At 58.2% G+C, this 21,671-nt stretch carries 19 protein-coding genes; 6 read left to right on the top strand and 13 right to left on the bottom strand.

Annotated features, from left to right (window positions below; genetic code table 11):
- Nucleotides 1-53 precede the first annotated feature (53 nt).
- From I5R65_RS11950 to I5R65_RS11895, 12 genes are read right to left on the bottom strand one after another with little or no spacing between them, the layout of a single operon-like run.
- Nucleotides 54-1,073: a hypothetical protein gene (locus tag I5R65_RS11950; RefSeq protein WP_180667743.1), complete on the bottom strand. Its 1,020-nt coding sequence runs from the start codon at nt 1,071-1,073 to the stop codon at nt 54-56.
- A 12-nt stretch (nt 1,074-1,085) separates the two neighbouring features.
- Complete coding sequence (locus I5R65_RS11945; protein WP_196872184.1) at nt 1,086-2,318, bottom strand: glycosyltransferase; 1,233 nt, start codon at nt 2,316-2,318, stop codon at nt 1,086-1,088.
- A 23-nt stretch (nt 2,319-2,341) separates the two neighbouring features.
- Entirely contained in the window at nt 2,342-3,625 is a 1,284-nt protein-coding gene (locus tag I5R65_RS11940) for an ABC transporter ATP-binding protein (protein ID WP_180667740.1), read from the bottom strand.
- 15 nt (nt 3,626-3,640) lie between these two features.
- Nucleotides 3,641-4,501 carry an ABC transporter permease gene (locus I5R65_RS11935; RefSeq protein WP_180667738.1) on the bottom strand — a complete coding sequence of 287 codons (861 nt, stop codon included), beginning with the start codon at nt 4,499-4,501 and terminating at the stop codon, nt 3,641-3,643.
- A 7-nt stretch (nt 4,502-4,508) separates the two neighbouring features.
- Nucleotides 4,509-5,438, bottom strand: coding sequence for an NAD-dependent epimerase/dehydratase family protein (locus I5R65_RS11930; protein WP_180667736.1), 930 nt, complete (start codon nt 5,436-5,438; stop codon nt 4,509-4,511).
- A gap of 2 nt (nt 5,439-5,440) precedes the next feature.
- Entirely contained in the window at nt 5,441-6,361 is a 921-nt protein-coding gene (locus I5R65_RS11925; RefSeq protein WP_180667734.1) for a transketolase family protein, read from the bottom strand.
- Complete coding sequence (locus I5R65_RS11920) at nt 6,358-7,179, bottom strand: transketolase (protein ID WP_180667733.1); 822 nt, start codon at nt 7,177-7,179, stop codon at nt 6,358-6,360. The genes I5R65_RS11925 and I5R65_RS11920 overlap by 4 nt, the downstream gene beginning before the upstream one ends.
- A gap of 15 nt (nt 7,180-7,194) precedes the next feature.
- The gene (gene rfbH, locus I5R65_RS11915; protein ID WP_180667732.1) at nt 7,195-8,517 is read right to left on the bottom strand and encodes a lipopolysaccharide biosynthesis protein RfbH; all 1,323 of its coding nucleotides are present in this window, start codon (nt 8,515-8,517) and stop codon (nt 7,195-7,197) included.
- Between the two features lie 3 nt (nt 8,518-8,520).
- Nucleotides 8,521-9,600: a CDP-glucose 4,6-dehydratase gene (gene rfbG, locus I5R65_RS11910; protein ID WP_180667731.1), complete on the bottom strand. Its 1,080-nt coding sequence runs from the start codon at nt 9,598-9,600 to the stop codon at nt 8,521-8,523.
- The gene (gene rfbF / locus I5R65_RS11905; RefSeq protein WP_180667729.1) at nt 9,597-10,370 is read right to left on the bottom strand and encodes a glucose-1-phosphate cytidylyltransferase; all 774 of its coding nucleotides are present in this window, start codon (nt 10,368-10,370) and stop codon (nt 9,597-9,599) included. The genes rfbG and rfbF overlap by 4 nt, the downstream gene beginning before the upstream one ends.
- Nucleotide 10,371: 1 nt before the next feature.
- A complete protein-coding gene (gmd, locus tag I5R65_RS11900) occupies nt 10,372-11,454 on the bottom strand; it encodes a GDP-mannose 4,6-dehydratase (RefSeq protein ID WP_180668135.1) in 1,083 nt (360 codons plus the stop codon).
- A 17-nt stretch (nt 11,455-11,471) separates the two neighbouring features.
- Nucleotides 11,472-12,458, bottom strand: coding sequence for a GDP-L-fucose synthase family protein (locus I5R65_RS11895; RefSeq protein ID WP_370460934.1), 987 nt, complete (start codon nt 12,456-12,458; stop codon nt 11,472-11,474).
- 445 nt (nt 12,459-12,903) lie between these two features.
- On the opposite strand from I5R65_RS11895, the gene I5R65_RS11890 reads away from it, so the two are divergent.
- From I5R65_RS11890 to waaA, 6 genes are all read left to right on the top strand, one after another.
- A complete protein-coding gene (locus I5R65_RS11890; RefSeq protein WP_180667727.1) occupies nt 12,904-13,464 on the top strand; it encodes a sugar transferase in 561 nt (186 codons plus the stop codon).
- A gap of 9 nt (nt 13,465-13,473) precedes the next feature.
- Entirely contained in the window at nt 13,474-15,450 is a 1,977-nt protein-coding gene (locus I5R65_RS11885) for a nucleoside-diphosphate sugar epimerase/dehydratase (protein WP_180667725.1), read from the top strand.
- A gap of 46 nt (nt 15,451-15,496) precedes the next feature.
- A complete protein-coding gene (locus I5R65_RS11880) occupies nt 15,497-16,873 on the top strand; it encodes a phosphomannomutase/phosphoglucomutase (protein WP_180667723.1) in 1,377 nt (458 codons plus the stop codon).
- A 57-nt stretch (nt 16,874-16,930) separates the two neighbouring features.
- Nucleotides 16,931-17,908 (top strand): lipopolysaccharide heptosyltransferase I, encoded by a 978-nt coding sequence (waaC, locus tag I5R65_RS11875; protein WP_180667722.1) that lies wholly within the window; start codon nt 16,931-16,933, stop codon nt 17,906-17,908.
- Between the two features lie 165 nt (nt 17,909-18,073).
- Nucleotides 18,074-18,943: a Kdo hydroxylase family protein gene (locus tag I5R65_RS11870; RefSeq protein WP_180667720.1), complete on the top strand. Its 870-nt coding sequence runs from the start codon at nt 18,074-18,076 to the stop codon at nt 18,941-18,943.
- A 1-nt stretch (nt 18,944) separates the two neighbouring features.
- A complete protein-coding gene (gene waaA / locus I5R65_RS11865; protein ID WP_180667719.1) occupies nt 18,945-20,231 on the top strand; it encodes a lipid IV(A) 3-deoxy-D-manno-octulosonic acid transferase in 1,287 nt (428 codons plus the stop codon).
- Here waaA and I5R65_RS11860 read toward each other — a convergent pair.
- Entirely contained in the window at nt 20,216-21,178 is a 963-nt protein-coding gene (locus I5R65_RS11860) for an SDR family oxidoreductase (protein ID WP_180667717.1), read from the bottom strand. The genes waaA and I5R65_RS11860 overlap by 16 nt on opposite strands.
- Between the last annotated feature and the right edge of the window lie 493 nt (nt 21,179-21,671).

The following is a 21,671-nucleotide window of genomic DNA, read 5'->3' as shown; positions in this document are numbered from 1 at the left end:
ACGATAGGAGGTGCGTGGCGACTCGGGGTTTTCAGTCGAGCCAAAGTTGATCGTCACGGCGTCAGGAGCACAGGCGCTGCCTTTCGTATGATGGCGGTGACGATCGTGGCGGCCGCTGAAATGACGATGGACGAGAGCACATAGAGGGTAAGCGCATTATCGCCCTGAACCAGCTTCATCGTAACCTGGGCGACCCGGGGTGCCAGAAGATCGAAGCAGAGCTGGTGAAAGATGAAGATGCCAAAGGCATACTTTCTGCCCCACTCGGAGACAAGCAACGTCAGGCGCCCCTCGGGCCGTATAAGATCGCTCAGTGCCATGAAGAGCAAAAGCAGAGGAAGGAACAGAAGTATATTGCTCGTGTCGTTCCAGTACTGGTTCTGCGCCTGCAGGAGGTTGGCGACGCCCCACAACAGAACGAAGCCCAGCGCCATTGCGGCGGTCGGCACTGGCGCCAGCGAGACGCGTCGATACCCTGAGAGGCGGGGCGCCACGAGATAAATATAGCCCAGCGCTGCACTCAAGCCAAACAGGCCCAGCGGATTGAGGAACAGGCCGCCCAGCCTAATCCAGCCCGCGAATAGGGCAATTCCGCCAACGATGGCCAGACCCTTGCCGATGAAGGGACGCGCTGCCACCAGCATGGCCAGCAGGTGCATCACGATCAGGTCTGACAAATAATATCCGGGGGTATTGCCGACGTTGCGCAAGGTCTCGAAGACCAGCCCGGGGGAGCAGTCCGCGGTGCTGCTTCCAAAGCAGTGGCTGGCGAGCGAAGTGGGAAGGTTCCAGTGCAGCAACTCGTAGAGCACCGTATAGAAGCCGATCAGGGCGACTAGGCGAACCACGCGCTGGAAATGCCGGGAAACATCTTTTCCAGCGAAGGCGAACCTAGCCGAAGTCGTATAGAAAAACGGCATCGACCATCCCAGAATAAGCAGCTTCATTGCGTCCACCCATTGGGTGTGCTCGTGCAGGTTCCAATAAAACGGATTGTGATACCACACGACGCAGTAGGCCCCTACCAGACGCATGGCGTCGGTGACATTGGCAGGATGGCGGCTGGCTGACATGGCGATATGAAATTACAGGAAGCGCCGCAGGACGGGGAAACGTGCAACGATACGCCGAAGCAAAGGAGTGCTCTCGACGAAGTAATCGACCGCGACTCTGTTGATCCGCGAGAAACGGCGCCGGCGATACGCTGTGGCTTTTTCCAAGAATACCTTTTCGAAATGACGTGCTACCGGAGCGATGGCGTAGCGTTCGTGAGCAATGTTGTGGGCCATTGCCCCCAAGGTCTTGCGCCGGTTCTCGTCATTGACCAGCTCCGTGATGGCCGCTGCATATTCGGCAACCGAGCGGGTGACCATGCCTGTTCCGGCCATGGTGCCGACCTGGCCGTCAGCCTTGCCTTCGATCAGCATGGTAATGCTTGGAAGTGCGTGCATCATCGCTTCCTGGATGACCGTCCCGTGCGCTTCGCCGGCGCCACCCGAGTGGGCGAAAATATCGAGGGTGTGCAGGAAGCTGGAGACGGCCTCGTAGTCCTTGGCAATCGGAAGAAAACCGACATCAATGTCGAGCTCCGCGGCCAGCCTGCGGTACTTTGGCGAACCGCCTACGATCAGGAAGCGGCTAGGCTTTTCCAGGAGTGGCAGCGCCTGTGCATATGCACGAAGGGCGTGTTCGCCGTAAATATGGTCATCCTGACGCTGATGGAAGCCCAGCACGATTGTCTCGGCATCGATGCCAAGCTGGCCGCGAAGATCAGCGACCTCAGCCGGGCCGGGTACGGCAGGATAGACGATCTCTGCTTCGACGGGCAGCGCGGCCTGGCGCCATGTTTCGTGCGCCCAGTGACTGATTGCGGCGGAATAGATCAGATTCGCCGAGCGATCTGCGCATCCGAAAATGTTCCACTCGATGACTGGCTCGCGCAGCAGAATGAAAGGATATTCGGGATATCCGCCTCGACTTGCGAATACCAGATCGGTTCTGACCTTGTTGTATTCCTCGAAGAACGTCGTGTCGATCCAGCGCTGATAGCGGTGCGAGATATCACGGGTTCGGGTCTGAAATTCAATCACGTTGATGCCATGGCTGCGCATGAGCTCAATGTTGCTGTAATCGAGTTCCGGCCATACAAAATCGGAATGCAGGTCGGGATTAGGCTTGCACCAGAAATAATTGATCGCGAAGCGTCCGGGATCCAGCGCACAAGCCAGCCGAATCGTCTGCCGGTGGGCTCCACCATAGGAGAGGCCACCGTACATGATCATGGAGATATGGATGCGCTGATCGGATGAGTTTTTCACAAGAATGCTTCTTTCAGATAGCGTCAATACCAATGCTGGGAAATACGGAAGGGGCCGGCGCTTTCCAGTACGTATTCAAATCCAGTCTCGGCGTGGGGCTGCGGAAGGACCTCGAAGAGTACCGCGCGCTCAATGTAATCCCATGCCTCCTGCCCCCAGACGCGCAACATCAGCGTCATGTGGTACTCCCCAGCCGCTAGCGGCAAGCTGTCGATCTTGCAGTGGATCTGGCGATCGCCGATGGCATAGACCTTTGCATCCAACGCATAGCTGGAGCCATAGGCAAGGGCCTCGCCACGGTAGGAAAAGAGGCGCCACTCCAGGTTGAATCCTCCCTGGGGCGGTTCTCCCTCCAGATCGATGCTAAGCACGACGGAGTCCATTGATTCGATGCGTGATGTGACCTCACCCTTACCGTTGTACAGCGTCGCCTTGGTGATGCGCACCGGATATTTGCTATTGCCGCTGTCGAACTCGAAGACACCATCCTTGCGGTCGTCATCCTTGTTGATATCGCTGTAGGTTTTGACTGCCGTCTCAACGTCACCGTCATAGATGACGCGTCCTTTCTCAAGGACTACGCCGCGCGTGCAGAGGTTGCGGATGGCTCCCATGTCATGACTGACGAACAGGATCGTGCGGGAATGATCGCGAGAGATGCCCTGCATCTTGCCGATGCACTTCTTGCGAAACGATGTATCGCCTACCGCGAGCACTTCGTCGACGATCAGGATTTCCGGTTCAAGATGGGCTGCGATGGAAAACGCGAGGCGCACGGTCATGCCGGAGGAATAGCGCTTGACCGGTGTGTCAATGAATTTTTCCAGTTCCGAAAAGGCGACGATTTCGTCAAATTTTCCGTCGATCTCATCCTTGGTCATGCCGAGAATGGTGCCATTGAGGTAGACGTTTTCTCTGCCTGTCAGCTCGGCGTGAAAGCCGGTACCGACTTCGAGCAAGCTGGCAATTCTCCCATTGATGCGGATCTCGCCACTGCTGGGCGCACTGATGCGGGAGAGCAGCTTGAGTAGCGTGGATTTCCCCGCACCATTACGGCCAATGACACCGATGATGTCGCCCTTGTTGATGGTGAGCGAAATCTCGTCGAGTGCCTTGAAACGTTGATTTAAATTCTTTTTTTCGGGCGTGGCTTCATCGAAGACCAGGGCATTCGGATCCGGTCTGCCACGGATCTTTGCCCACCAGCTCTGTAAGTCGCGATACAGTGTACCGTGACCAATGGTACCAAGACGGTATTCCTTGGAAATGCGGTCGATTTCGATGGCGATCTGGGATTTGTCGGTCATACGGATTAACTTGATTTAGATCGTGTCGACGAAAGTCTTTTCAGCACTACTGAACAGCCTGGCGCCAGTGATGGCAAGCGCGCTGGTAATGACCAGTCCGGCGACGATCGCGGGAACGAAGATCTGGCCATTGCCAAGGAAGGCGAATCGGAAAATCTCGATCGGGGCCGACATGGGATTGAAGGCTAGCGCCAACTTGAGCCGGTCCGGTGCCTGCGACATTGGATACACGATGGGGGTCGCGTACATCCACAGCTGGACACCGAAAGTGACCATGAAAGCCAGATCCCGGTACTTGGTCGTCAGGGCCGATACCGTCAGGCCGATCGAGATGGCCAGGATCGCAACGTAAGCCAGCAGCAACGGTACGACCAGAATGGCCCACCAATGGAAATGAATGGTGGCTCCGGTCGCAGCGTAATAGGTGAGGAAACCGAGAAACGTGACGAACTGGATGCCGAAGGAAAATACCTTGCTGATGACAATCGAGACAGGGACTGACAGCCGCGGGAAGTAGACCTTTGAAAAAACGGCCTGTTGCTCGACGAAGATCGTCGAAGTCTTCTCGATGCAAGAGGAAAGGTAGGTCCACAGGATGATGCCCGACATGTAAAACAGGAACGGCGGAATTCCATCCGTGGGAATATTGGCAATGCGTCCGAAGATCACCGTGAAGACCAGTGTCGTCATGAGCGGCTGGATGAAGAACCAGAGCGGGCCGAGGATGGTCTGCTTGTAGAACGTCACGAAGTCCCGTCGCACGAAGAGGAAAATCAGATCGCGGGCCTTCCAGAGCTCGCGCACGCGCGAGGCGGAGCGATTCGCGTTGGCGTCGATGACGGTGGTCCAGCGTTTTTCGGTTTGGTGAATATTCATTTCTGAATCAGGACTGGGAAAGAAGTTGATCAACAGTATGGATGACTGCTGAGAGCGAATCGAACCGGGGCAGATACCCGAACTCGGCAGCTTTCCGGTTTTCTGAAAAATAATTGGGTTTGATGCCTGTGGCGTTGAGGCCGGTGGCCCGTTCCACCAGCTCATAGCGCAATCCGAAGCGTTTGCTCAGATGATCCAGCAATTGCATCTTGCCCACAGGTGCCAGGCTGTAGACATCCACTGCGGTATTGCATGGCGCGTGCATCAACATGCTATGCATGAGCGCAAAGAGATCTGGCGGACTGATGTAGTCGCGGTGAATGTCCTGGCTCGACGTATCGAGGGTGCCCCCTTCTGCCAACGTCCGCACGATATCCGCAAGCAGAAACCGGCTGTTCATGTCCAGGCTGGTGCTGACGTAGCTGAAGACCCTGATGTCGCATATGTTCAGTTCTGGTCTGGCACGGTGCCGGCACTCCGCCTGGAACTTGGCCAAGCCATACCAGTGACGCTGGTCTAGTGCATTGACCGGGAAGCTTGCGACTGTGTCGTGACGCGCCGGTACCACGAAGTCGGAACCATAGGTTGCGCCGCTGCTGAGGAACAGGTAGCGGCAACCGCGATGTCGCTGCAGATAGGCCACGACCATGTCATCGTAATGCGCGGTCAGTTCCAGGATATTTGCGCCCAATCCTGTGGCACGGGCCGGACTGCCGGCACCGATGAAATTGACGATGGCGTCGAACGCCGGGCGCTGCGTCCATTCGTGGAGATGATGGCCGGCTGGAACCGCATGCAGGCCGGCTTGCGTGCGCCAGGCTACATCGCCATCGGGATCACGAAGGAAGCGCTCCAGAGCGAGGCCGGGCACTGCAGCGAACAAGGGAGCCAGATCGCGCGCAATCTGGCTTGACGCGCCGAGAAAAGCAATGCGCATGATCAGACGCCTTGAAGCAATGCTTCAAGGCGGTGGCGAATCGATTCGTCATCGATTTCGTGTTCCTTGAGCAGGTAGGCGTGAGTGCCGCAGTGCTTCGAAAACCGATCCTCCACGCCGATCCGTAGCACGCGCGCAGGCGCCATGGTGCAAGCGATTTCGCTGACCAGGGAGCCTAGTCCACCGATGACGGAGTGTTCTTCCAGCGTGACGACACAGCCGCTCTCTCTGCACAGGGTTGCAATCTGTTCCACAGGAGCAGGTTTGATGCAAGGAGCGCTCCACACAGAAGCTTGCGGAAACGCTTCCCGCGCCAATCTCAGCGCCGTGACGGCCATGGATCCGGTGGCCACAAACACGGGTGCTCCAGCAGTCCCTTGTTTGAGGGCAAGCCATTGTCCAGCGTTTGCCTCCGTCAGCGGTGCGCTGTGGACATCGCCACGATCGCTCTTGCCCATGCGCAGGTAAACCGGTCCGCGCGCATCGTAGGCCATCTGCATGCAGAGCTTCATTTCGAATCGGTCGGCTGGCGAATAGATGGCCAGGTGGGGGATGGCGCGTGTGCAGGCGATATCCTCGGTGGACTGGTGGCTGGTACCAAGATGGCTGTACACAAGGCCAGCGCCATCGCCCAGGAAGACCACAGGGAGCTTGTCGTGCGCCACATCGATCTTGATCTGTTCGAGCACACGGATCGGCACGAAGGCGCTCAAGCCGTAGACAAACGGTCGGAATCCCGCCTTGGCAAGACCCGCCGCCATGCCTACCATGTTCTGTTCGGCGATCCCGGCGTTGATGTACTGGCGAGGACATTCGCGACGGAAGCCATCAAACAGGGCATAGCCATGATCTCCCGTGAGCAGGAGCACGCGCGGGTCGGATTTGGCCAATGCAAGCAGGGCTTCGGTGAACGCGGCTCTCATGCGCTTCCTTCCGATAGCTGGTGGATCGCCCGGGCGTAGCTGTCCGCATCCAGGCGGGCGTAATGCCAGCGATTGTCATGTTCCATGAACGACACGCCGCGACCCTTGATGGTACGTGCCACCAGAGCCTTGGGCGCGGTGGAAGGACTCTTTCCAAGCGTGTCGAGCGCTGCATGGATCTGTTGTTCGTCATGGCCGTCTACCGACATCGTTTCGAATCCAAAGCTGGCGAATTTGCTTTCGATGGAGCCGAGACCAATGATGTCATCCGTCTTGCCCATTGCCTGGAAACCATTGGCATCGATAAGCACGGTCAGGTCGTTGAGCTGATGGTGGGCAGCAAACATCGCTGCTTCCCAGATCGTTCCCTCGTTGAGTTCGCCGTCGCCCAGCAATGCAAAGGTGCGCTGTCCGGTCTGATCCAGCTTGGCCGCCAGAGCGAGCCCTACGCCGACGGACAGACCATGGCCCAGGGATCCGGACGACACCTCCAGGCCGGGGACGCGGGAATCAGACAGGCCCTTTAGCAGCGATCCGTCGGCAAAATAATGGTCGATGTCATGGCGCGATAGCCACTGCTTTTCCAGCAAGCAGGCATATTGCGCCATGACGCCATGGCCCTTGCTGAGGATCAGGAAGTCACGTGCCGGGTGCTCGGGATTGTCGTCGGGATAGCGCACGTATGAGCGGTACAGAACTGCCAGCAGTTCGATGATCGAAAACGCGCAGGCAATGTGTACGGTGGCGCCTGCGTAGGCCATGTCCAGCACGGTACGCCTCAATCGGGAGGCATTGAAGGTGGCGGCACTTGGGCTCATGGCTTGCTCCATGCTTCAGAAGCTTACGCCCAGGAACTGTTCGATCTTGTCGGCAGCATAGTCCAACATCGCCTGATCCAGCGCTGGTTGTACACCGATCCAGAATGTATTGTTCATGACGATGTCGGTATTGGTGAGGTCGCCGCTGACGCGATACTGGCGGCCTTCCATGTAGGGCTGTCGTGTCAGGTTCCCTGCAAACAGCAGGCGAGTTCCTACTTTCTGCTGGTCCAGATAGGTCAGCAGATCCACCCGGCTCACCGGCGCGTTCTCGCGCAGGGTGATCGGGAAGCCGAACCAGGAAGGCTGGCTGTTTTCGGTGGCTTCCGGAAGAATCAGGAATTCTGTGCAGCTCTGCAGGCGCTGTTTCAGATGTGCGAAGTTGGCTTTGCGCCGTTCGATGAAGAGCGGTGCTTTGGCCAGTTGCGCAAGACCGCAGGCCGCCTGCATGTCCGTGATCTTGAGGTTGTAGCCCAGGTGGCTATAGGTGTACTTGTGGTCGTAGCCTTCGGGTAGACGTCCCATTTTCCAGCAGAAGCGCTTGCCGCAAGTATTGTCTTTGCCCGGGGGGCAGTAGCAATCACGCCCCCAATCCCGGAAACTCTCGGCAATCTGCTTGAGCTGGGGATCGTTGGTGAACACCGCTCCGCCTTCGCCCATGGTGATATGGTGCGCAGGATAGAAGCTCAGAGTGCCGATATCGCCGAAGGTCCCCACCATCTTGCCGTCATAGGTTGATCCCAGCGCGTCGCAGCAATCCTCGATCAGCCACAGATTATATTTCTTGCACAGGGAGGTGATGATCGACAGGTTGTAGGGATTGCCGAGGGTATGGGCCAGCATGATGGCCTTGGTTCGTGGCGTGATGGCGGCTTCGATCTTCGAGGCATCGATATTGTACGTTCCGACTTCCACGTCGACGAAGACCGGCACCGCACCAAATTGGAGGATGGGGTTGACCGTCGTAGGAAAGCCGGCGGCCACGCCGATGACCTCGTCGCCCGGAATGATGGCGCGAGCCCCGAGCTTGGGGGATGTCAGGGTGGAGAAGGCGACCAAGTTCGCCGACGAGCCCGAATTGACAGTAATGAGGTAGTCGACACCGATGAATCTAGCCAGCGCGGCTTCGAACTGGTCGTTAAAGCGGCCAGTCGTGAGCCATCCATCCAGTGAGGCCTCGACCATCATTTTCAGTTCTGCGGCATCGATCAGTTTTCCCGAGGGAGGAATCGTCGTCACGCCAGGTTCGAAAGGCCGGGGAGCCAGCGCCAGGGCTGCGTATTCATCGACCAGAGCAGCGATCTGCTGGCGGATCTGTAGGGTTTTGGCTTGTTGCATGACTTAATCTGCGTGGGTAAGCGATCCATAATGGCGGATCTGGTCCAAGGTAAGCGCACGGATATCGGCGCCTTGCATACGTCGTTTGGCCCACTCTGTGACGAGTTTCAAGGCTTCTTCCAGGCGCAGCCTGGGCTGCCAATTCAATTCCTGCATCGCACTGGTGCTGTCCAGGCGCAGTTGCCCGGCCTCATGATGTTGCAGAGATGCGCTATTGATCCAGCTGGCACCGTCACCCCAGAGGTCTGCCATCTTGTCGGCAATCCACGATACGGGACGGGTGTCTTCTGCATGGGGACCGAAATTCCAGGCCTGCGCGAACCGCGGGCCCTGCTCGTGCAGCAGTTCGGCCAAGCGCGCATAGCCTGCGAGCGGCTCGAGAACGTGTTGCCAAGGCCGTACCGATGCCGGCGACCGTATGCCCGCGGGCTCGCCTCGGGCAAAGGCGGCCAGGATATCCGGAATCAGGCGGTTGTCCGCCCAGTCGCCGCCTCCAATGACATTGCCCGCCCGCGCCGTGGCCAAGCCGACACCGTGACTGTCGAACCTCTCCGGGCTGAAGAACGAGCTTCGGAAACAGGCACTGACAAGTTCAGAACAGGCCTTGCTGTTGCTGTAGGGGTCATGGCCACCCAGGCGTTCATTTTCCCGGTAGGGCCAGGACCACTCGCGGTTTTCATAGCATTTGTCGGTAGTGACATTCACCACTGCGCGCACGCTACCGGTCTGCCGCACTGCTTCCAGCAAATGCACCGTACCCATGACATTGGTCGCGTAGGTCTCAACCGGATGGCTGTACGAATATCCGACCAGAGGCTGCGCAGCCAGATGCAGAACGATTTCTGGTCGAGATTGTCGCAGGGCGTCGAACAAGCAGGCCTGATCGCGTATATCGCCGTTGATCGAACGCATGCCCGTGGCGACGGATGCTTCTTCGAACAGGCTGGGCTCGGTCGGTGGAGGCAATGCGAAGCCGGTCACTTCGGCTTGGGCGTCTTGCAGCATCAAACTCAGCCAACTTCCTTTGAATCCAGTATGACCGGTGATGAAAACCCTGCGGCCAGCCCAAAACGCGCGATTCATGACCACACCTTCCAAGGTGCGTTACCGCCGCACCAAAGGCTTTCAAGGTAATTCTTGTCACGCAGGGTATCCATCGGCTGCCAGAAGCCCTCATGGCGGAACGCAGACAGTTCGCCTTTTGTGGCCAAGGCTTCCAGCGGATCGGCTTCCCACACGGTGTGGTCACCCTCGATGAGGTCGATCACCTTGGGCGAGAGCACGAAAAAGCCGCCGTTGATCATGTTGCCGTCACCCTTGGGTTTTTCCTTGAAACTGCGGACCTTGTTTCCGGCAAGGTCTAGCGCGCCGAAGCGGCCTGGAGGGTAGGTTGCGGTCAGCGTTGCCAAGGTCTTCTGTGAGCGATGGAAGTCCAGAAGCTGCGCAATATCGACGTTGCCCACGCCATCGCCATAGGTAAAGAAGAAAGCTTCCTCGTCCTGCAGGTAGGGAGCCGCACGCTTTAGCCGTCCACCCGTCATGGTGTCGATGCCAGTGTTGAGCAAGGTGATACGCCAGGGCTCGGCGTAGCGATGCAAGACTTCCATGCTGTTCTGACTCAGGTCCAGCGTGACGTCCGACATGTGCAGGAAGTAGTTGGCGAAATACTCCTTGATCACGTAACCGCGATAGCCGCAGCATATGATGAAGTCATTCACGCCGAAGTGGGAATAGATCTTCATGATGTGCCAGAGAATCGGCATGCCGCCTACCTCTACCATCGGTTTGGGTTTGATGTCGGTCTCTTCCGAGATGCGCGTGCCAAGCCCGCCGGCCAGGATGACTGCTTTCATCTCATTCGGTGCTCACAGGGACTTCAAAACCGTGCTGCTTGAGCAATGCGTGCTGTTTGGCTTGAGAAAGATCGTGAGCGACCATCTCTTCGATCATCTGGTCGACGGTGATTTCCGGTACCCAGCCAAGTTTTTCCTTTGCCTTGGTTGGGTCCCCCAGCAGGGTCTCCACTTCGGTAGGGCGGAAGTAACGCGGGTCGATGCGAACGATCTCACGGTCACTCCAGTATCCGACCTCATCCACACCCTGGCCCTTCCAGGTCAGTTGCATACCCAGGGCCGCAGCTGTCTTCTCGATGAACGAGCGCACGCTGATCTGTACGCCGGTGGCAATGACGAAGTCCTCTGGCTGCTCTTGCTGCAGCATCAGCCATTGCATGCGTACATAGTCACGGGCGTGACCCCAGTCGCGCAATGCATCGATGTTGCCCATATACAGGCATTCTTCGAGGCCTTGGCTGATATTGGCCAGACCACGCGTGATCTTGCGGGTCACGAAGGTCTCGCCGCGGCGTGGGCTCTCGTGGTTGAACAGGATGCCGTTGCATGCATAGATTCCGTAAGCTTCTCGGTAGTTGACGGTGATCCAGTAGGCGTACATCTTGGCAACGGCATAGGGGCTGCGCGGATAGAACGGGGTGGTCTCACTCTGTGGCGTTTCCTGTACTAGACCATAGAGTTCGCTGGTGCTGGCCTGGTAGAAGCGGGTCTTCTTTTCCAGACCCAGAATACGGATGGCTTCCAGGATCCGCAGCGTACCGATGGCATCGACATCGGCGGTGTATTCCGGACTTTCGAAGCTGACTGCTACGTGACTTTGTGCGCCGAGATTGTAAATCTCGTCCGGCTGGGTTTCCTGGATGATGCGAATCAGGTTGCTAGTGTCGCTCAAGTCGCCGTAGTGCAATTTGAAATTGCTGTTTTCGATATGCGGATCCTGGTAGATGTGGTCGATCCGCTGGGTGTTGAACAGGCTGGCACGGCGCTTGATGCCGTGCACGATGTAACCCTTTTCCAGCAGGAATTCCGCCAGATAGGAGCCGTCTTGGCCGGTGACGCCGGTGATCAGGGCCACTTTTTGCATCGATTGGGAAGAGGTTGTCATGCCGAATAGACTTTCAGAAATTCACGATAGGTAATGTTGAGCCCTTGTCGCAGGTCGACCTTGGCCTTCCATCCCAGTGACGCAAGGCGGGAACTGTCCATCAGTTTGCGGGGTGTGCCATCGGGTTTGCTGGCGTCGAACTTCAATTCGCCCGTATATCCTACAGTCTCTGCCACCAGCGCTGCCAATTCTCGAATGCTCACGTCACTGCCGTAGCCCACGTTGATGTGGCTGAGCATCGGCGTGGTGTGGCGCTGATATTCCTCTGCCGGAAGCTGCATGACATGTACGCAGGCCGCCGCCATGTCGTCCACGTACAGGAATTCGCGCATGGGTGTGCCGCTTCCCCATACGACCACCTCGGGTTTCTGGTTCAGTTTGGCCTCGTGGAAACGTCTGATCAATGCCGGAATCACATGCGAATTGTCCGGATGGTAGTTGTCGCCCTCACCGTAGAGGTTGGTCGGCATGACGCTGCGGTAGTCGATCTGATGGGAGGAGCCGTACTGGCGGTTGTAGCTTTCACAGAGCTTAATCCCCGCAATCTTGGCTATCGCATAGGGTTCGTTGGTCGGCTCAAGTTGCCCGGTCAGCAATGCATCTTCCTTGATCGGCTGTGCGGCAAACTTGGGATAGATGCAGCTGGAACCCAGGAACAGCAGTTTCGTCACGCCAGCGCGAAAGGCTGAATCGATGACATTGGCCTGAATCATCAGATTTTGGTGGATGAACTCAGCCGGGTAAGTGTTGTTGGCATGAATGCCGCCCACTTTGGCGGCAGCGAGGTAGACCTCGTCAGGCCGCTCACGGTCAAAGAACTCCTTGACTTCCTGCTGACTGGTCAGGTCCAGTTCCGCGTGTGTCCTGACAATAATATTGCCGTGACCTGCGTTACGCAGTTGGCGGACGATCGCGGAGCCAACCATACCCCGGTGTCCGGCTACATAAATCTTTTTGCTGGCTGTCATTGCGGCGGTGCTCATAGCGTTGGATGGAAGAGGAGGCAGTCAACTCGACCTGCTTCCAGGCCCGGATCAATTTCATTTGCGCTGTTGTTGTTCGATGCTGTCGGTCAGCCTTCAAGGGCTGTCCCAGCGCCTCTGTCATGTCGTCAACCCGCTGGATCCCATTAACTTACCGTCCTGACGGTGAAAGGGCGAGGACGGAGTGCCACTCCTTTCATTGTTGTTTTGCATGGGCGCCGATGCAGATCAATGCTGAGGGCAAATACCAGATGTCCCCTCATTCACCGAGAAAATGCTCGATTTGTTGAGTGGTTGACTAAACATTATATTGTATCATGACGGCTCTTCTCTGCGTCTGCGGGCTTGCATTGGTGCAATATAAGATATATTTTTCATATATCTGTCGCGGATGGTTTTTACCCTCCCTCATTAACGACATTGAGATTTTCTCGAGAACGGAATCATGAAGCGATGTTTTGATGTTGTCAGTGCGTTGTTTGCTGCAGTATTGCTTCTTGTTCCCTGCATTGTCGTTTATCTCTTCGTGATTTTGACTTCTTCCGGCCCGGCTATTTACTGGTCTGATCGTGTGGGCCGGAACAATAAAATCTTCCGCATGCCCAAGTTCCGGACGATGCGGGTCAATACGCCAGCAGTGGCCACACATCTGTTGGCCGATCCGAAAACGCATTTGACCCCGATCGGTGGATTCCTGCGTAAGAGCAGTCTGGATGAACTGCCCCAGCTGTGGTGCATCCTCAAGGGCGACATGAGTTTCGTAGGGCCGCGCCCGGCGCTATACAATCAGGAGGATCTCATCCAGATGCGTACTCTCAAGGGTGTCTCTGAATTGACGCCCGGGTTGACAGGGTGGGCGCAGATCAATGGTCGGGACGAATTGCCGCTCGATGTCAAGGTTCAATTCGACGTGGAATATCTGACGCGCCGTTCCTTCTTTTTCGACCTCTATATCATCTGGGAGACTGCTCGCAAGGTACTCAGCCGTAGTGGTGTATCTCATTAGAGCCGGTTCATGCGACGACAAATCATTCATCTGCCCCGTGCGACCAAGCAGGGTATTGCCATTGCGGTCGACGTTTTCATTTGTATCCTGTCGACCTGGATAGCGTTTTCGCTGCGGCTGGATACCTTGCACTTCCCCGAGGGCTACCAATGGCATGCCTATCAGGTCGCACCTTTGCTTTCTTTGCCGATCTTTTTGCGGTTCGGGCTCTATCGTGCCGTCTTCCGGTATACCGGGATCGCGGCCATGGTGTCCATAGCCAAGGCAGTGGCGGTGTATGGTGCTATCTACTTCCTCTTCCTGCTGTGGATGGGCTTGCCCGGCGTGCCGCGTTCTGTTGGTGTCCTCCAGCCGTTGCTGATGTTTTCCATGGTAGGCGGTACGCGCGCCTTTGCGCGTTTGTGGCTCAGCCAAGCTGATGGCGAGCATGGCGCGCAGCGACCCTCGCGCATGCTCATTTATGGTGCCGGATCTGCAGGTGCGCAGATCGCCGACGTGCTGCATCGACGTCGCCAGTTCCGGGTTATCGGTTTCCTGGATGACCAGCCGGAAATGGCCGGCAAGCTGATCAACAATCTCAAGGTCTACCCGGCATCAGAGGTCGAGCGGGTCATTGGCATGTTTGCCGTCACCGATGTGCTGCTCGCAGTGCCTTCGGCTTCACGGGCCCGTCGTAACGAGATCATCGAGCAATTGCGTAAATTCCATGTGCATGTCAGTTCCTTGCCCGATCTTTCCGATCTCGCCAAGGGCCGCGTCAAGGTGGCTGACATCCACGAGTTGGATATCATCGATCTCCTGGGGCGTGAACCGGTTGCGCCCAATCTCACTCTGATCAGTCGGAACATCAGCGACAAGGTCGTTCTGGTGACCGGCGCGGGCGGCAGCATCGGAAGCGAACTGTGCCGTCAGATCATTGCGGCGCAACCCAGCCATCTGCTGCTGCTCGATCACAACGAATTCAGTCTTTATAGCATCCACAAGGAGCTACTCAAGGAAGTGGAGAGCCAAGGCAGCGATATCCACCTGATTCCTTTGCTGGGCAGTATCAAGGACTATGATCGCATTGAGCAAATTTGCCGCACCTGGCGTCCTCGTACTATCTATCATGCGGCTGCCTACAAGCATGTTCCGCTGGTCGAGCACAATCCGGCCGAAGGTATCCGCAACAACGTTCTTGGTACCTACAACGTTGCCCGCGCAGCCATCGCATGGGGCGTGCAGGATTTCGTGCTGGTCAGTACCGATAAGGCGGTACGCCCGACCAATATCATGGGCGCGACCAAGCGTGTGGCAGAGATGATCCTGCAGGCGCTGGCCAGCAGCCCGTCAGTGTGCCTCAGCTTGGACGAGCGGTACGAGCAGCTAACCCCGGTCCGCACCCGTTTTTCCATGGTGCGATTCGGCAACGTACTTGACTCTTCTGGTTCCGTGGTTCCGCTCTTCCGCCAGCAGATCAGTTTGGGTGGCCCGATTACGCTGACAGATCGCGAGGTCACTCGTTATTTCATGACGATTCCTGAAGCGGCGCAGCTGGTCATACAGGCCGCCGCCATGGCTGAAGGCGGGGATGTATTCCTGCTGGAAATGGGCGAGCCGATCAAGATCATTGACTTGGCTTACCGCATGGTGCAGCTCTCGGGACTGACGGTCCGCGACGAGCAGCGTCCCCAAGGGGATATCGAGATTCAGGTGACTGGCTTGCGCCCAGGTGAAAAGCTTTACGAAGAACTCCTCATCGGAGAAAATGCGAAGCGTACTGCCCATCCCCGTATTTTGCGCGCCCATGAGGAACATTTGCTGTGGCCGGAGTTGAAGGCCCGATTGGTGCAACTCGTGACGTTGCTGGAAGCCAATGACGTGGACGCGATCCGAGGTCTGTTGGCCGCCCTGGTAACAGGCTATGAGCCAGCTGGAGAGATCGTGGACTGGATCAACATTGCCGAGGTGCACTCAACCGAAGACCTTTCCAAGCTGCCTGCTTGAGCTGTTTAATCTTCCTTCACGTAGTCCTGACGTATTGATGCCATCAATGACCATCCTCTCCCATTCCATCTTCAAAGCCTACGACATCCGCGGCATCATCGACAAAACCCTGGACGCCCAGGTCGCCTATCAGATCGGTCAGGCCTTCGGCGCTGCCGCGCTGGCCAAAGGACAAAAGAAGGTCGTGATCGGCCGTGACGGTCGCCTGTCCGGCCCTGCGCTGGCCGCTGCGCTGGCCAAGGGTTTGCAGTCAGTGGGTGTGGACGTGATCGACCTGGGCATGGTCGCGACCCCCATGGTCTATTTCGGCACCCACGTGCTGGACACCCAGTCGGGCATCATGGTCACCGGCAGCCACAACCCGCCCGACTACAACGGCTTCAAGATGGTGCTGGCGGGCGAGGCCATCCATGGAGAGACCATCCAGGCCCTGTACCACGCCATCGTCAAGGGTGAATTCCCGCAGGGCACCGGCAGCTACAGCACGCATGACATCAAGGACGCCTACATTGCCCGCATGATCTCGGACGTCAAGCTGGCGCGCCCGCTGAAGATCGCCGTCGATTGTGGTAATGGCGTGGCCGGCGCTTTCGCCGCTGAGATCTACCGTGCACTTGGCTGCGAAGTGACTGAATTGTTCTGTGAGGTCGACGGCAACTTCCCCAATCACCATCCCGATCCGGCACACCCGGAAAATCTGCAGGATCTCATTCGGTGCCTGCAGGAAACCGACAATGAACTCGGCCTGGCCTTCGACGGCGACGGCGACCGCCTCGGCCTGGTGACCAAGGACGGCCAGATCATCTACCCGGACCGCCAACTGATGCTCTTCGCCGAAGATGTGCTGACCCGCAATCCGGGCAAGCAAATCCTCTACGACGTCAAGTGCACCCGCCACCTGGCACCCTGGATCAGCGCCCGCGGAGGGCAGCCGCTGATGTGGAAGACCGGCCACTCGCTGGTCAAGGCCAAGCTGCGTGAAACGGGTGCGCCCTTGGGCGGCGAGATGAGCGGTCACATCTTCTTCAAGGACCGCTGGTTCGGTTTCGACGACGGTCTCTATGCCGGCGTGCGGATGCTGGAACTGATGGCGCGCCAGAGCGACCCGTCGGCGATCCTCAATGCGCTGCCCCAATCGGTCAGCACCCCGGAACTGCAACTGCAGCTGCAGGAAGGTGAGAACGTCGCGTTGATCGGCAAGCTGCAAAGCGATGCCAAGTTCGAGGGCGCCCAGGACATCATTACCATCGACGGTCTGCGCGTGGAATATGCCGATGGCTTTGGTCTGGCGCGGTCCTCCAATACCACGCCAGTAGTGGTGCTGCGCTTCGAGGCCGAGACTGCGGAAGCGCTGGCGCGCATTCAGGGTGAGTTCCGCAAGGTCATCCTGGCAGCTCGTCCCGACGTCGCACTGCCGTTCTGACGGCTTGATGAGGTAAGATGCTGGCCCACAGTTAAGTTCAGCCAGAGTGGGCCAGCCTTGAAAATCCTAATCGTCCGCGTTTCCTCCTTGGGGGACGTCGTCCACAACATGCCGATGGTCGCGGACATCCATCGCCATTTTCCTGCCGCACAGATCGACTGGGTGGTGGAGGAGGCCTATACCAGCCTCGTCCGCCTCAATCCCCACGTCCACAATGTGATTCCGATTGCCTTGCGTCGCTGGCGCAAGACCTTGTTCTCTGCCGCCACGCGCGCCGAGATCGCGGCTTTCCGAAGGCAACTGCGCGCCGAACGCTACGACGTGGTGTTCGATACTCAGGGCCTGCTCAAGACCAGCGTGGTCATGCGCATGGCGCGGCTGGCCGATCAGGGGCGTCGCGTGGGCCTGGCCAATGCCACCGAGGGATCGGGCTATGAGCCGCTCTCACGGGTCTTCCATGACCAGAGCATCACAGTCGCTCGGCGCACCCATGCCGTCATGCGCGCGCGCCTGGTGGCTGCCGGTGCATTGGGCTACCAGGTCGAGGGTGAGCCCGATTTCGCTCTGCAGGCACCGCAACCGGCACGCTGGCCCTGGATGCCGGAGATTCCTTATGCGGTCTTCTTCCATGGCACCGCACGTGCCGCCAAGCAGTGGCCGCAGGCACAATGGATTCGGTTGGGGCAGGACCTGTCGGCTCGCGGCCTGCCGGTGTTGTTGCCGTGGGGCAGCGCACGGGAACAGGCGGCCGCGCAGCAACTGGCAGCGGGCATTCCCGGGGCCACCGTGTTGCCGGCATTGCCGCTGATGCAGGCGGTGGCGCTGGTACAGCAGGCAAGACTGGTGATCGGGCTGGATACCGGCCTGACCCACATCGCCGCTGCCTACTGCAAGCCCACGGTCGAGCTCTATTGTGACTCTCCGCGCTGGAAAACCGAAGGTGACTGGTCGCCTCGGATCGTCAACCTGGGGGATCTGGGAGCGCCGCCGGCCGAGGATGCTGTGCTGTCCGCCGCACTGGGTTTGCTGGACTGAGGGCTCCCGACCGGTCAAGGCATCGACCCGGATTATTGAAACAGATCAAATCCCGGTGGCAAACTGTCAAACCTGGCCTCCCAGCCGCTTGTGGCGGGGTTTTGCGGCCACCGGTGGCGCCAGCATCACCACACGGCGTTGACGCTTGCGGGCATAATACGCGCCATGGAATCGCAAATTATCGAGATCGGCCTGAATGAATGGCGGGTCAACAATCCCAATCAGGAATGGATCGCCGCGCTGGAAGCCGGCAAGGTGCTGTATTTCCCGCACTTGGCCTTTCAGCTGATGCAGTCCGAGCAGATGCTGCTCGATCCGGCGGTGCGTGCTCCGAAGTCCCGCAATATCAGCCTGGACGCGCGGGGACATATTAAAGGGGCCGCTGGTGGCACGGAGCAGCAACTGGCCCTGGCCGCCATGGTGGGGCGCTTCCGCGAGCAGGCGCTGTCGCTGGTACATACTCTCCTGCCCAAGTATCGCGATGCCCTGCGAGTGGCGCCCACCAGTTATCGGCCGATGCAGGTGGAAACCCGTGCCCAGTCTTGGCGGGCTGACGACCGCCGCATGCACGTCGACGCGTTTCCATCACGGCCGAACTATGGCGAGCGTATCCTGCGCGTGTTCACCAATATCAACCCGGAAGGCGTGCCGCGTGTCTGGCGTGTAGGCGAGCCTTTTGAAACCGTGGCCCGGCGCTTTCTGCCGCGCGCCAAGCCCTACGTCCCGTGGCAGGCGAGTGTACTGAAGGCATTGCATGTCACCAAGTCCCTGCGCAGCGAGTACGATCACCTGATGCTCCAGCTGCACGACGGCATGAAGGGTGACATGCAATACCAGCAGAATGCCCAGCAGGTCTCCATGCCCTTTGCCGCCGGCTCGGTCTGGATCTGCTTCTCCGATCAGGCGTCCCACGCCGTCATGTCAGGCCAATACATGATGGAGCAGACCCTGCACCTGGCACCGGAACAGCAATACGATCCGCAATCCAGTCCGCTGGCCATCCTCACACGGCTGGTCGGCCATCCCCTGGTCTGAGATGCGGCTGCTGTATTCCCTGATCTGGTGGCTGGTGCTGCCGCTGGTGTTGCTGCGTCTCTGGAGGCGTGGCAGCAAGGAGCCTGGCTACCGGGCGCATGTGAGCGAACGGCTGGGCGTCTATCCACGCCTGCCTGATCCGCAGGCGCGTTTCATCTGGGTGCACGCGGTGTCGGTCGGAGAGACCCGCGCCGCCGAGCCCCTCATCGACGCCCTGTTGCAGCAATATCCTCAGCATTCCATCCTTCTGACCTGCATGACCGCCACGGGTCGGGCTACCGGAGCCCAGGTCTATGGCAAGCACGGCGCGCGCGTGGTGCAAAGCTTCTTGCCGTATGACATCGGATGGATGTGCGCCCGTTTCCTGCGTCACTTTCGTCCAGAAGTATGCGTGCTGATGGAAACCGAAGTCTGGCCCAACATGATCGCTCAATGCCGCCGGTACCAGGTGCCAGTGATGCTGGCCAACGCCCGTTTGTCGGAGCGCTCGCTGCGACGTGGGCTGCGTTTTGCGGCTCTGTTGAGGCCAGCGGCCGCGTCCATCCATGTTGTGGCAGCGCAATCGGATGCCGATGCGCAGCGTCTTCGTGCCTTCGGCGCGCGCCAGGTCGTCGTTACCGGTAGCCTCAAGTTCGACGTTGATCCCCCTGTTGCCGTGGTGGCGCGCGGCCTGGAATGGAAACGCCGGATTGGGGCGCGCCAGGTGCTGCTGTGCGCCAGTACGCGGGAAGGGGAGGAGGTCCTGATTCTTGATGCATTGGCCAGGGAAGGTCGGTCTGACTGGCTGACGGTCATCGTGCCGCGTCACCCTCAGCGATTCGACGAGGTCGCCGACATGATCGGCGCGCGCGGCCTGCGCGTACAGCGACGCTCTGCACTGGAGCAGGACGCCGACTTGCGGGATGTGGATGTCCTGCTGGGTGATTCCATGGGGGAGATGTTCGCCTACTATGCGCTCTGCGATGTCGCCTTCATCGGAGGCAGTCTGTTGCCGCTCGGCGGGCAAAACCTGATTGAGGCACTCGCCCTGGGCAAGCCGGTGTTGATCGGCCCACATACTTTCAATTTCCAGCGTATTACAGAAGATGCCATTGCCGATGGCGCAGCCACCCGTGTGGAGAATGCGGACACATTGCTACGCCAGTGGAGAGAACTTGTGTCCAACCACAAGAGCATGGATGATAAGTCGCGGTCCGCGAAGGTCTTTGCGCAACGTCATCAGGGCGCAACCGGTCGAACTCTTTCTCTGCTGGAGGGGTTCTTGAAGGATGGTCAGGCCCGGCGATAGGCGTCGACGGTTTTCTGAAAAGCGTCGTCGACCGTTACCCTGGGAGTCCAGCCGAGCAGATCGCGGTTCTTGCTGATGTCGACCTGCAGTGAGCCGCAAAGGCGCTGTGCGATCCCGGGCTTGCCCACCAGGCGTGCTGCCAGCGTTAACCAGGAAGCCGGTAGCGGAGGCAGGAGCGGCGACCTGCCCAGGGCATGGGCAATGCGTCTGAGCATGGCCGTGGTCGAAAGGTCTTCTCCATCCGACGCCAGGAATACCTGGTTCGCGGCATTCGGATGGGCTAGGCAGACGCTGATCAAGTCCACCAGGTTATCCAGTGCTACCAGGCTACGACGGTTGTTCGTGATGCCACCAAGGGGTAGTGGCACTCCTTTATCCAGCCAGCGGATCATGCTCAGGAAATTGGCTTTGACTCCTGGGCCATAGATCAACACCGGTCTTATCACCACCAATTCCATAGTGCCATGGCGCAGCAGCTCCCCCAGTGCCTGTTCGGCTTCCAGCTTGGAAATGCCATAGGGATCGGCCGGAGCGGGTATATCGTCGGCAGTAAAGGGGTGTCCAGATTGAGTTTCCTCGCCATTGACCTTGATCGAACTGATGAAGATGAATCGTCGGACCCCCGCCTGCTGCGCTTGACGTGCCAGTGCCAGTGTTCCTTCGACGTTGGTCCTGCGGAATTCCGACAGGGGGTCGCCAGCGGTCTCGTTCATCACGTGTACACGGGCCGCGCAGTGGATCACCGCATCCATGTCATCCAGCGCGGCGGACCAGTCGGTCTCTGGCGTCAGCCCTTCCACGGCCAGTTTTTCCAGGTTGTCGTAGTTCAAGGCCAGGTTGGCAGCGCGGCGAAGTGCCGCCCGCAAATGATGGCCACCTTCGCAAGCAAGTTTGCGAATCAAAGCTTGGCCAACGAAACCGGAAGCGCCTGTTATAAGAATACGCATGGAGAGATAGGGAGCAGCGGGGAAAGGATGCCAATACTATCATCGCGTCCTGTAGCAGCCGGTGAATACAGGCGGTCAGCCTGGCCTGGCGCGTCGTTTGGAGGGGGGATGAACTCGGGTGGATATTGAGAAAGAAGGTTGATCGTTCCGGGCCCTGTAAATTATTTTCGAATATTTTAGAAAAAGGTCTTGCGCGGTGTTGGGTGGGTTGCTATAGTTCGCCCCCTGCTGACGCGACACACGAAGCGAAGTTGAAAAACAGAGCGACGAAGGTGGGCGAGGCAGATGAGTAGTGAAGCAGGTTGAAGGGCGTTTTAAATGGAAGTCGTCGAGCGGTAGCAAAAGCGAAGACGAAAAAATTTAAAACGAATCGCAAAAAAGTAGTTGACGCGATGAACTAACTGCTACATAATCTCGTTTCTCTGCTGCTGACGAACACAACGATTCGCAGCGATGCAAACAGCGCCAAGCGCGTTTGATGCAGATGATCTTT

This window comes from Herbaspirillum sp. AP02 (genome assembly GCF_015767275.1).
In the GTDB taxonomy this organism is placed as follows: Bacteria; Pseudomonadota; Gammaproteobacteria; order Burkholderiales; family Burkholderiaceae_D; genus Herbaspirillum.
The sequence above is the reverse complement of the archived record's forward strand: the minus strand, read 5'-3'. Positions and strand labels throughout refer to the sequence as shown.